We start from the raw sequence: 12,493 nt of genomic DNA, 5'->3' as shown, positions 1-12,493 counted from the left end.
GTATGTTATTATTCCATCTTTCGAATGGATTTTTTTAAAAAAAATATTTTCTGATCATTTCGTGTATTTTTTTTTTTTTCATTCATTCTTTTTTCATATTGATGATTGGTTGATCGTAAAAAAATTCCATATCATATGTTTCTATAAAATAGAATAACAAGAAACTAAAGACCAAAATCCACATTTTTTTCATTTTTAGAACAAAAAATGGAATGATCGATATTTTTTGAATTTTCAAATGAAAAACAATAACTACCATTTTTTCATGTTTTTTTTGAATGAAATAGTTGATCATATAAATCAATGAATCGTTGTTTCTTTTTTTAGGAAAGATACTTTCAATTTGAAATTGATTGATTAACCCGTAAAAAACATTCCATTCTTTTTCTATACTTTGATTGTGCATATTTCAATTTGAAATATAATGGTATATATTAGTTCCTATTGTACCATTACTAGAAAGCAGAATATCAGAATTTATACTTTTTTTGAGCACTATCAATACGACATGTTTCAAAAAAAAAATAGGAATAAAAATAATATTATCTATATTTTTTATTTTTGTTGTATTGATTTTTAAATATATCGAATGTTAATTATTCAAAATCAGTTTTTGATTTTGTTTTTAAAATATGTTTGTTACAGTTCATTTTTTATTTTTGATTTGTATTCATTATATCTATCAAAAAACGATCCTTTTTTATATAAAAGAAATTCAATTTCTTTCTCAAAGGAATTATTTAAAAGATGTTTCGGAATTAAGTTCATTTTTTGATTCATTTCTTGTATTACAAAAAAACATATTGAAACATATAAAAAATATTTAACCATACCTAAAATGCCACCTATACACTTATCAATAGGTTGGATACATAGAACATTCATGATACATTGAATGATTTTTTTTGTAAAAAAAGAAAATATAATAACCGAAAAAAATGAAATAAATGCAGAATATATCATAAATAATAATGCATTATTTTCGAAAATATGTATATGTTTTAATACTTTTATAAAATATTTATAGATAAAAATACCTTTGTAAAAAAAAATTAGAAATATAAAAAATGTAAAAAATTGGGATATAAATCCTTTTTGATAACCATGATATCCTCCATAAAAAACGATAAATAATATCATTATATCTAAGTAAATCATAATTTTTTTTATTAATAAACAAAATTGATCTAAATCATCAAACAATGATATTATAATCAATTCTTGATAAAATAAAAAATTGATATGTAATGATTTACCTATTTATTTTTTTTTTAAATATTTAATAAAAAGAATAGACTATTTTTTTTATATTTATTTTTAGATATTGTTTTATGATTAAACAGGTAATATTTATAAATATGATTTTTCAAATCACATTATTTTTGATAACATAAATAATGAAAAAATTATTGATATCAATGAAAACAGAAATCGATCAAATAAAAAAGAATATAGAATCGTTTTATATAAAAACACATCAAGATGTAGAAAAATTTAGAATTGAATTCATAGGAAAAAAGAAAGGAATTATACCATTTTTACTGAAAAAATTAAAATATCTTTCGATAGAAAATAGAAAAATTTATGGACAGATTCTGAATGATTTAAAAGTTCAAGTGAACAAAAAAATACAATCTTTTGATTTCAAAAAAAAATCATCTTATTATACACATCAATGTAAAAAATCATTTGATACCACTATACCAGGAAAATATTCCGAAATAGGATCTTTACATCCACTTTCTATTCTTAAAAATAGGATGATAGATATATTTTCTAATATAGGATATTCCTATGTGGATGGATTTGAAATAGAAGATGATTGGCATAATTTTACTGCATTAAATATTCCATTTGATCATCCATCTCGAGATATGCATGATACATTTTTTTTATGTGAAAATAAAAATGTATTAATGAGAACACATACTTCTTCCGTACAAATACGATATATGAAACAAAATAAACCTCCATTAAAAATTTTATCTATAGGAAAAGTATATAGAAATGAAACGATTTCGTCACGTTCAAATTTTATGTTTCATCAAGCAGAAGGATTTTATATAGATAAAAAAGTATCTTTTTCTGATTTGAAAAAAACGATTCATTATATGATTGATTCGATTTTGGGTAACATAAAAATAAGATTTCGTCCTTCATATTTTCCATTTACAGAACCTAGTGCTGAAATTGACATATTTTATAATAATGAATGGTTAGAAATTATGGGATGTGGGATGATTGATCCTGAAGTTTTAAACAATGTCCATATTAATTCGGAAATGTATTCCGGATTTGCTTTTGGAATCGGATTAGAACGGTTAGCTCTTATCATTTATAATATTAAAGATCTTCGTATCTATTTTGATAATGACATTCGTTTTTTGAGTCAATTTCGAAGTGAATTGTATTAATTTTATGGAACAATTTTCGATATATTTCTTTGTCTCAATACTTCATATAAAATAATTCCACATGCTACGGATACATTGAAAGAATCCATCCCTTTTTTTACTGGTATTTTTACTGTTTCACAAGAAAATTCTATATGTTTACGAGAAATACCTTTTTCTTCATTTCCAAATATCAATGCAATGGGAACGGAAAAATCAATATTATATAAATATTCGTTAGATTTTTCTGTTGCTGCAACAATTTTTAATCCAGAATTTATCAAAAAATGTAGAGTATTTTTTATGTTTTTTTCTTTGCATATGGGAATTTTAAATAACGCACCTGAAGAAGTTTTGATAGAATCGGATCCAATTATAGCATTATGTTTTTGTGGTATGATGATGGCATCTACACCAGAACATACGGCAGTACGTATTATGGATCCAAAATTCCTTACATCGGTAATATGGTCCATGATAATTAAAATAGGATTTTTACCTTTTTTATAAAAAATAGGTATTAAATCTCTAATTTTATAGGTGTTTATAGGTGAAATAAAAGAAAATACTCCTTGATGATTTTTATTTTTTAATTTCAAAAATTTATTTTTTGAAACAATTTGAATTGGAATATTTTTTTGTTTAGAAATATGTATCAATTTTTTGTATGCATTCGATCCTTTTTGAAGTCCATTTTGTAAAAAAAGTTGATGAACATTTTTGTTAGCTTGAATAGCTTCTATTAAGGGTTGAATTCCATAAACGATGATATATGAAGGTTTCATCATATTATTTTTTATTAAAAATTTTAATAATTGATTTATCTAATAAATGTTTAATCAAACTTTTTATAAAATTTTTACATAAAAAGAATAAAAATAAGAAAATTACAGAATAAAAAATAGTGACAATACCGAATCCAATAATATAATTTTCAAAATAGAAAGAGAACAAAAAACCTAATAAAAAGCTTATTAGGAAAAATACAATAATGAAATATATTAATAAAAAAAAGTTCAGAAAAATTTCTGTGATTATAGTTACTAATATTTTTGTAATTGTATTTTTTAAATGACACCATTTACTATGGATTAAATTTCTAATAAAAATGAACATGTTTCCTCATTAAGTTCCTAATTCATCCTCTACTTGATCTATTTTATCTAAATTGTTTGTTATTTTATTTTTTTTCCAATTTCCTTCAATATTTGATTTCAAGTGTTGAACTTTTTTTCCTATTTTTTTACTCATATTTTGTATATTATTTTTCAAGTTTTCTGTCTTTTTTTCAAATATGTTTTGAATTTTATGTTCTTTTTTTTGAGATAACATGATTCCCAGAATCAAACCGGTCATAGTTCCTATAATTATCCCCAAAAAAAAACTCCCTCCTTTTTTCATAAAAAAACGGTTTATTATTATTATGATAAATTTACTCATCTCATGTTTATGGGCAAAATTGTATTTATGTATTTAGGAAATATTTTTCACTATGTTAATTAAACAAAATTTTTCTTTGAAAAAATTAAATACATTTGGTGTAGATGTTTATGCTCGTTATTACACAGAAATTCACAATTTAGAAGATATTCGAAATATATTTTTGAAGGAGGATCCTTCTATTCCAAAATGTGTTTTGGGAAATGGAAGTAATATTCTTTTTTTAAATGATTATTATTCAGGATTAGTCATTAAGATGAATATGAAAGGAAAAAAAGTTGTATATGAAAATAAGGATCAAGTTTTGGTTCAAGCATATGCTGGGGAAGATTGGAATGAATTTGTAGAATGGACTATAATAAATGGATTTAGTGGTTTAGAAACCCTATCATTTATTCCTGGTACAGTAGGAGCCTCTCCCATACAAAATATTGGAGCATATGGAACTGAAGTAAAAGAATGTTTATTAAAAGTAGTAGTATATGAAATTAATAGTAACAAAATAATAGAAATTCCACGTAAAAAATGTCGATTTCAATATCGAAATTCTATTTTTAGAAATCCTGATGGGAAAAATCAATTTGTAATATTGTCTGTTTTTTTTATTTTAAAAAAAAACAAATATCAAAAATTTAATTCATTTTATGTGGAAATTAGAAAAGAATTGAAAAATATGAATATTAGAAAACCAAATTTGTTTGATTTAAGAAAAGCTATTTTCAATATTAGAAGACGAAAAATTCCCAATCCTAAAATAATTGGAAATGCCGGTAGTTTTTTTAAAAATCCTATTATAGAAAATACTTTATTTCAAAAATTAAAGAATCAATATCCCAATATTATAGGAATATATATTTTGAATAATAAAATTAAAATATCTGCTAGTTATCTTATTGAACACATAGGATGGAAAGGAAAAAAAATAGGAAATGTAGGAATACATGATAAAAATCCTTTAATTTTAGTGAACTACGGAGGAGCTAGTGGAATGGATATATATAATATTTCCGTCATTCTTAGAAAGGAAGTACAAAAAAAGTTTGGAATTTTTTTATCCAAAGAAGTCAACATTATACGATGAACGATTTTATTATTTTTTTTTAATTTTCTATTTTGGAATATGATATTTTATTCTAAAATTTCATAAAAATAATATAAATATATGTCCATAAATTTAGAAAAATCAAAACAATATATAAAAGAAAAAGTTAAAGAAAAACCTGATATTGGAATTTTTTTATTAGGATTTCAAAATCAATTTCATGAATTGATCCAAAACATAAAAGATCTGATATGTATTCCTTATAAAGACATTCCTATACTTAAACATTTATATGGAAAATTACTATTTGGAAAAATGAACAATAAAAATATTATTTTTTTCATGGAAACATTGATTGAGATACAAAAAATAAATCATCATTATTTTCCTATTATATTATGCAAAAATATAGGAATCAATAAGTTAATATTCATCAATGAATCATATGGAGTAAATCCTAATTACAAAATTGGAGATGTGATGTTTATTCAAGATCATATTAATTTTTTTCCAGAAAAAAATAAAGTCAAAAAACTTATAAAAAATAATTTTTGGGAAATTATTCAACCATATGATCAAAATATGCTCGAAATAGCAGAAAATATAGCGATGAATCATAATATTATGATTCAAAAAGGTATATATGTTTCTATTCCATATTTCAATTATAGAACTTATGCTGAATATTCCATGATACGATCTATGGGTGGAGATTGCATAGGAATGGATTTGCCAACAGATGTTTTAATAGCTAAGTATATGAATATAAAAATATTTGCTATTACCATGATCATCATGATAGAATCATATAAAAAAAAACATGCACGTTCATTTTTTATTCCAGAAATAGAACCTTCTATATCTCTTGTCATATTAATCATCAATGATCTTATTCAATGTTATTAACTTGAAAAAAACATTATATTTGATTGATCATATTTTTTGTAATTTTCATGAAAATATTTTTAATTTCATCATTTTTGAAAATGACTGGTATCCCTAAATCACAATATGTTTGTATGATATTTAACATAGGAATTTCGCCCAGAAAAACAATATTCATTTTTTTAGCAAAATTTTTCACTCCATTTTCTCCAAATAAAAAAAATTTTTTTTCCTTATAAATAAAATAAGACATATTTTCTATTATTCCAAGTATTGGAACATAAATAGATTTAATACGAAACATTTCCACTGTTCTAGCTACATCAGAAATTGCGATTTTTTGAGAAGTGCTAACTACTACAATTCCTTTTAATGAAACTTCTTGTAAAATAGACAAATGTATATCACCTGTTCCTGGAGGAAAATCGATAATTAAAAAATCTAAATTCCCCCAATAAGTTCCATAAACAAATTGCATTACTGCTTTAGTAACCATAGGACCTCTCCAGGGAATTGCCTGGCCATATTTTGAAAAAAAACCTATAGACAATATTTTAATACCATGACTATAGATTGGTTTGATAATGCCTTTTTCATGTTCTAAAATAGAATCTTCTTCAATATTAATATTGAACATTAATGGAATAGAAGGTCCATAAATATCTGCGTCCAATAGTCCTACGCTATAACCCATATTTGATAAAGAAACGGCTATATTAGATGCTATTGTTGATTTTCCTACCCCCCCCTTTCCAGAAGCTATAGCTATGATATTATTTATTGAATATTTTTTTTGGGATATCGATTCTATATTTATAGATAATTTTGTATTATGTCCTATATCCTGATCACATCTGATAGATTTAGTAATTTCTTTTATCATTTTATTTTTCAAATGCATAGTAGGATTTGGTAAGGATAAATGAATAATAATTTCATTTTTTTTTGATAAATCAATATGTTTTACATAATTAGATTCAATAATATTTATATTATTAATTATAATATTTTTTAATATATTTTCAATTTTATCTTTCATTAATAGTTGATGCAAAATTTAATTCAATAACAATAGTATAAAAAAATGATTAGATTAAAAAAAAGAGATGAAAAATAGATTATGATTAAATTTCATACAAAGATTTTTATTATAAAATGGAAACATTTCTCAGAATCTATTTTATTAAAAGAAATCAACCTTTCTAAAAAAGAAAAATTATTTTTTTTTACTTTGAAAAAAAAAAGAAAGAAAGAATTTTTAGGAATTATTTATGTTATCAAACATATAATGGGTATTAAAAATTTTTTTTACAATAAAAAAAAACCTTTTCTAAAAGGAAGAAAAGAATATGTCTCATTTAGCCATTCATTTGAAAGAATGGCTATTGCTATAAGTTTGTATCGAATAGGAATAGATATAGAAAAATTACGAGAGGATAAAAAAATAGTGAAAATAAAAAATAGATTTATTCGAAATGATGAATCTATATTTATTGATCCAAATTATGAAGAAGATTATCTTCACATTATATGGGGTATTAAAGAAAGTTTATACAAATTAGAAGGTGGAATATTTTATAGTTTTTTAGATCATTATAAAGTATCTCCCTTTTGCATGGAAAATGATACTTATATATCATGTTGGATTATAAAAGAATTCTATAGTAAAAAATTTTTTGCTTTTTATAGAAAAATAGAAAACCATTATCTCGTTTATATTATAGACAATATAGAAAAAAAATGTTGAATATAAATGAATATTACTTATTCATTTTTTTTTTCAACAATTGTACCATTTACAATTTTAAGGATTTTATTTTAGTATCGATTCATCCTTTTTTTATTGAAAACAAAATTCATAAAAGAATAAAAAATATAATGATTTTATATCTTGTTTCAATCAAAATAAATCCTTTAACAAATCATGTATATTATTATATTCTTTTTCCAATTGTTCTTTTATATATTTTACTTTTATTTTATTGTTTTTTATTTCATTTTTTCCGATAATAATAACAAATGGAATATTTTGTTTTTTCGCATATTTAAATTGTTTTCCTATCCTGATGTTATTAGGATATAATTGTGTTGATATACCTTTTTCTCTTAAAAAGTTTATGATACTATATGCATGTAGAACTTCTTTATGTCCAAAATTAATAAATAAAATTTTTGATGAACAAAAATTTATATTTTTTTTAAATAAATTATTTTGAACCATTGATAAATAAATTCTATCTAGTCCTAAAGAGAAACCTGTTCCAGATACGTTTTTTTTTCCAAAAAAATGACTTAAATTATATCGACCTCCTCCTCCAATAGAATATTCATTCATGTCATTGTCCGGAACCATCTCCCATATTATGCCCGTGTAATAATTCATTCCTCTTGATAAAGAAAGACTCCATTTAAGTTTTATGTGTTTTCTAGAAACATGTTTTATCATTTTAAAAATAAAATAAAGTTCATCTATTCCTTTTTTTCCACTGTTGGAATTTTCAAATGCTATATATAAATCTTCATATATTTCATGAAAACTTGTTTTCATATTTAAGAAATGTGATATCTTATCCAAAGATTTAGAGGACATCCCTTTAGACTTCATTTCTTTTTTTACTAATTCTTGTCCTATTTTATTCCATTTATCCAAGCATATAATAAATTGTTTCCAAAATTTTTTTTGTATACCAGAAATCTCTATTAATCCTTTTAAAACATCTATATGATTAATATAGATAATGATAGGAAGATTGAGTTTAGTAAAAATACTGTTACCAAGTTGAATTAATTCTATTTCTTCCCATAACGAAGGATGAAATGAAATAATATCGGAATCACATTGATAAAATTCTCTAAATCTTCCTTTTTGTGGTTTATCGGCTCTCCATACAGGTTGTATTTGATATCGTTTAAAAGGAAAAAGAATTTGTTTTTTGTACATAACTATGTATCGTATAAGAGGAACCGTTAAATCATACCTAAGTACTTTGTCAGATACATATTGAGTTAATATATCCGATACGTTGGATGAAATATTTTGTTTGTCTAAATTCTTGATTGATTTTAAAAAATCAGATATTTTTTTTTTCAAAACATCTCCCGAATTAAGTATCCTAAAAATTAAAGAGTTACCCTCTTCTCCATAATTTCCATTAATAATGGAAGTTTTTTCAAAAGATGGTGTTTCTATGGGCTGAAATCCAAAAAGTTCAAATTGATTTTGAATAATATTAATTATAAAATTTCTATTATTTATCTCAATTGAAGAAAAATCTCTTGTTCCTTTAGGAATATCGAAGTACTTCATAATCAATGTAAAATGATGATATTATATAAATTCATTTATTTTCATGATCTTCTTCTTTATGAAGCTCTTTGTCCATAATTTTTTTTTTTCTACTGTAAGATGAAATAGGAATTTCAAAATTATCCTCTAAATGGTATTTTTTATATTTCTTTTCCATGAAAAAATCAGAATTTATAGATCGATCAAAAACATTTTCATTTAAAGAAATATTATCTTTTTTATTAGAAATTTTTTCTGATTTTTTAACATGTTTATTTTCAGGGAAAAATGATTTTATCCTTTCTTGATCTGCATGGATATGTCTTTTTTTCATCAACTTTTGTTCAAAAGGTTCTTCTAACCTATGGAATACTTTTTTTTCTTCATGATTAATTACTCTCTGAACTTCTGTAGGAAAACCAGTAGCTACTATAGTCACCGATATACTTTCGTCTAATTTTTCATCTTCTCCTATTCCCATAATAATATTTGCGTTATTTCCTGCTTCTGATTGAATATAATCACTAATAATTCCTATTTCATCTATAGTAATCTCTATTTTTCCTGAAACAATGAGAAGTAGAACATTTTGAGCACCCGTAATTTTATTATCATTTAATAATGGAGAATCTAAAGCTTGAACTACGGCTTCTTTTGCTCTGTTTTCTCCAACAGCAATAGATGATCCCATGACAGCAGTCCCACTATCTTTCAAGACAGTTCTAGTATCTCTTAAATCTATATTTTGTTTATAGTGATGAGTAATAACTTCAGCTATCCCTTTAGCTGCAGTGGTCAGAACTTCATCTGCTTTTGCAAAACCAGCTTTAAATCCTAAATTTCCATACAATTCTCTTAATTTATCATTATTAATAACAATAAGAGAATCTACGTTTTTTCTTAATGATTCAATTCCTTTTTGAGCCTGTTTTAACCTCATTTTCCCTTCAAAATGAAATGGGATTGTAACGATACCTACAGTAAGAATTCCCTTTTCTTTTGAAATTCCTGCTATAATTGGAGCTGCACCAGTCCCTGTTCCACCACCCATTCCTGCCGTAATAAAAGTCATTTTCGTATGAGCATCTAATATTTCTTTTATTTCCTCAATGTTTTCTAATGCAGATTTTTCTCCTATATCAGGGTCTGCTCCAGCACCTAATCCTTCTGTAATAGATACACCTAATTGTATTTTTTTAGGTACTGGATTATTTCGTAAAGCTTGTACATCCGTATTACATGCTATAAAATCTACGCCATCAATCCCTTGTTCATACATATAGCTCAATGCATTACTTCCTCCTCCTCCTACTCCAATGACTTTGATAGAAGCAGAACGATTTTTAGACAATTCAGTATCAATTTTTTCTTTTTTTATAAAATATTCTTTTTTCATTGCTTTTTATTCTGTATCATTCAATATTTGACGAAATTTATCTGCCCAATTTTCAAAAAAAGATTTTGTTTTATTTTTTTTCTTCTTTATAGTATGATTCAAATTATTCGTTAAATTCGGATGATAACTATTGCTTTGATTATAATCTTTTTTGGAAAAAATTTCTTTTTTATTATTTCTGCTATGTATAAATGAATTATCTATTCCACTCATATACTTTTCTTTGTCATCAATACCTTTAATCACTAAACCTATAGATGTAGCATATTCCGGATTACTGATGAAACCGTTTTCTCCTCCTGAAATATGTTCATTTGCATATCCTATACGTACATCCATACCAGTAATATATTCTGTCAATGGTCTGATATGTTTTAATTGCGAACCTCCTCCAGTCATAACTAGACCTGCTATTAATCTCTTTTTTTGTTCTTCATTTCCATAATTATTGAGTTCTACATTCACATGTTCTAAAATTCCACCAACTCGTACATGAATAATTTGAGAAAGATTTTTTAAAGAAATTTCTTTAGGATCACGTCCTCTTAATCCGGGAATACAAACTATTTCTGTTTCTTTGTTTTCTCCTGGCCATGCTGATCCAAATTTAATCTTTAGTAGTTCTGCTTGTCTTTCAATAATTAAACAGTCTGTTTTAATATTATCAGTAATCACATTTCCTCCAAAAGGAATCACAGCTGTATGTCGTATAATATTATCTTTAAATATAGCAATATCGGTTGTTCCTCCTCCAATGTCAACTAAAGCAACGCCTGCTTCCCTCTCTTCCTTACTTAATACTGCTTCAGCAGAAGCTAAAGGTTCTAAGGTTAGACCTGATAAATTTAATCCTGCAGCTTTTACACATCTTCCAATATTACGAATTGAAGAAATTTGTCCTACTACTACATGAAAATTAGCTTCTAAACGACTTCCATACATTCCTATAGGTTCTCCTATTTCCGATTGACTATCTACTTTATATTCTTGGGGAAGAACATGAATGATTTCTTCTCCTGGTAACATAACCAATTTATGAACTTGATTGATCAATCTCTGTATATCTTTTTGATTGATCACATTTTCAAAATCTAAACGAGTGATATAATCATTATGCTGCAAACTTCTAATATGTTGCCCTGCTATTCCTACGATCACTTCTTTTATTTTTAATCCAGAACTATGTTCGGCTTCCGATACGGCTTCGCGAATTGCTTCGATAGTTTGAGTAATATTATTTACTACACCTCTATGTACCCCTATACTTTTAGACCTACCTATACCTAAAATTTCAATTTTATGATATTCATTTCTCCTTCCTACCATAGCTACAATTTTTGTGGTCCCTACATCAAGACCTATAGCTATATCTTGATATTCCATAGATTAATCTTTTTTTTGCTACTACTTGGTCTTTATATTGTAAATTAATACTTTGATATTGATTGATATCTATTTTGTTTAGATATTGTTCATAAAATGATCGTAATTTATTCAATTTATTTTTAAAATCTTTCATATCACCTAATATAATACGATGATTTCCTACTTTTGGCATTAAAATAATTGAATGGTTATTTTCCTTTTTCAAGCTGATAATTTGATCTTTTAATAGATAGTCAGAATTTATAAATTCTATTAATTCTACTAAAATTTTTTTTTCCTTTTTTGAAAAAGCACCATTAGCTAACATGACTGGAGATGAATAAAAGTTCGATAATTTTAATTCTTCTGCATCTTCAGTAAGATAATATTCTTGACTGTTATTTTTGATTCTTAAAATAGGTTTTTTTTGAAAAATTTCGATATATATCGATCCATTTGTATTCAAAAATACTTCGGATTTTCTTATAAAAGGATAACGATTCAATTTTTTTTCTATTTCTAATATACATAATTGACCAATGGTTTTTTCATTTTTGTTTGATTCATGAAAAATAATATTTTGAATGATTTTTTTATTGATAAAATGATTATTGGATTTGGAATGAATAATAATATGGAATTTTTTCAAACTCCTATTTTTATGGTTTTTAACAGTAAAAAAAGTC

General features: G+C 24.6%; 13 protein-coding genes. 4 read left to right on the top strand and 9 right to left on the bottom strand.

Annotated features, from left to right (window positions below):
- Positions 1 to 82: 82 nt before the first annotated feature.
- Both H0H35_RS01225 and H0H35_RS01220 read right to left on the bottom strand, forming a co-directional pair.
- The gene (locus H0H35_RS01225; RefSeq protein ID WP_185883136.1) at positions 83 to 406 is read right to left on the bottom strand and encodes a hypothetical protein; all 324 of its coding nucleotides are present in this window, start codon (positions 404 to 406) and stop codon (positions 83 to 85) included.
- Between the two features lie 233 nt (positions 407 to 639).
- Positions 640 to 1,158: a CvpA family protein gene (locus H0H35_RS01220; RefSeq protein WP_185883135.1), complete on the bottom strand. Its 519-nt coding sequence runs from the start codon at positions 1,156 to 1,158 to the stop codon at positions 640 to 642.
- 260 nt (positions 1,159 to 1,418) lie between these two features.
- On the opposite strand from H0H35_RS01220, the gene pheS reads away from it, so the two are divergent.
- Positions 1,419 to 2,414 carry a phenylalanine--tRNA ligase subunit alpha gene (gene pheS, locus H0H35_RS01215; protein WP_185883134.1) on the top strand — a complete coding sequence of 332 codons (996 nt, stop codon included), beginning with the start codon at positions 1,419 to 1,421 and terminating at the stop codon, positions 2,412 to 2,414.
- Between the two features lie 2 nt (positions 2,415 to 2,416).
- Here the strand turns inward: pheS and rlmB are convergent, their stop codons facing one another.
- Positions 2,417 to 3,178, bottom strand: a complete 762-nt coding sequence (gene rlmB, locus H0H35_RS01210) for a 23S rRNA (guanosine(2251)-2'-O)-methyltransferase RlmB (RefSeq protein WP_394798830.1) — start codon at positions 3,176 to 3,178, stop codon at positions 2,417 to 2,419.
- A 340-nt stretch (positions 3,179 to 3,518) separates the two neighbouring features.
- Positions 3,519 to 3,794 carry a YtxH domain-containing protein gene (locus H0H35_RS01205; RefSeq protein ID WP_185883132.1) on the bottom strand — a complete coding sequence of 92 codons (276 nt, stop codon included), beginning with the start codon at positions 3,792 to 3,794 and terminating at the stop codon, positions 3,519 to 3,521.
- Between the two features lie 91 nt (positions 3,795 to 3,885).
- Here H0H35_RS01205 and murB point away from each other — a divergent pair, with 91 nt between their 5' ends.
- Both murB and H0H35_RS01195 read left to right on the top strand, forming a co-directional pair.
- Complete coding sequence (murB, locus tag H0H35_RS01200) at positions 3,886 to 4,914, top strand: UDP-N-acetylmuramate dehydrogenase (protein WP_185883131.1); 1,029 nt, start codon at positions 3,886 to 3,888, stop codon at positions 4,912 to 4,914.
- Positions 4,915 to 4,995: 81 nt separating this feature from the next.
- Positions 4,996 to 5,781, top strand: coding sequence for a phosphorylase family protein (locus H0H35_RS01195; RefSeq protein ID WP_185883130.1), 786 nt, complete (start codon positions 4,996 to 4,998; stop codon positions 5,779 to 5,781).
- Between the two features lie 13 nt (positions 5,782 to 5,794).
- Here the strand turns inward: H0H35_RS01195 and H0H35_RS01190 are convergent, their stop codons facing one another.
- Positions 5,795 to 6,799: an Mrp/NBP35 family ATP-binding protein gene (locus H0H35_RS01190; protein WP_185883129.1), complete on the bottom strand. Its 1,005-nt coding sequence runs from the start codon at positions 6,797 to 6,799 to the stop codon at positions 5,795 to 5,797.
- A gap of 81 nt (positions 6,800 to 6,880) precedes the next feature.
- Between H0H35_RS01190 and H0H35_RS01185 the strand changes: the two genes are divergently transcribed.
- Entirely contained in the window at positions 6,881 to 7,507 is a 627-nt protein-coding gene (locus tag H0H35_RS01185) for a 4'-phosphopantetheinyl transferase family protein (protein WP_185883128.1), read from the top strand.
- 153 nt (positions 7,508 to 7,660) lie between these two features.
- Here the strand turns inward: H0H35_RS01185 and hisS are convergent, their stop codons facing one another.
- The 4 genes from hisS to H0H35_RS01165 are packed head-to-tail and all read right to left on the bottom strand — an operon-like array spanning position 7,661 to position 12,456.
- Complete coding sequence (gene hisS, locus H0H35_RS01180) at positions 7,661 to 9,067, bottom strand: histidine--tRNA ligase (protein WP_185883127.1); 1,407 nt, start codon at positions 9,065 to 9,067, stop codon at positions 7,661 to 7,663.
- Positions 9,068 to 9,098: 31 nt separating this feature from the next.
- Positions 9,099 to 10,442, bottom strand: a complete 1,344-nt coding sequence (ftsZ, locus tag H0H35_RS01175; protein ID WP_185883126.1) for a cell division protein FtsZ — start codon at positions 10,440 to 10,442, stop codon at positions 9,099 to 9,101.
- Between the two features lie 6 nt (positions 10,443 to 10,448).
- Entirely contained in the window at positions 10,449 to 11,825 is a 1,377-nt protein-coding gene (gene ftsA, locus H0H35_RS01170) for a cell division protein FtsA (RefSeq protein WP_185883125.1), read from the bottom strand.
- Positions 11,794 to 12,456: a cell division protein FtsQ/DivIB gene (locus H0H35_RS01165; RefSeq protein ID WP_238892371.1), complete on the bottom strand. Its 663-nt coding sequence runs from the start codon at positions 12,454 to 12,456 to the stop codon at positions 11,794 to 11,796. The genes ftsA and H0H35_RS01165 overlap by 32 nt, the downstream gene beginning before the upstream one ends.
- Between the last annotated feature and the right edge of the window lie 37 nt (positions 12,457 to 12,493).

The sequence above is a fragment of the Blattabacterium cuenoti genome (assembly GCF_014252435.1).
Classification (GTDB): domain Bacteria; phylum Bacteroidota; class Bacteroidia; order Flavobacteriales; family Blattabacteriaceae; genus Blattabacterium; species Blattabacterium cuenoti_X.
This window is presented reverse-complemented; position numbering and strand designations above follow the sequence as displayed.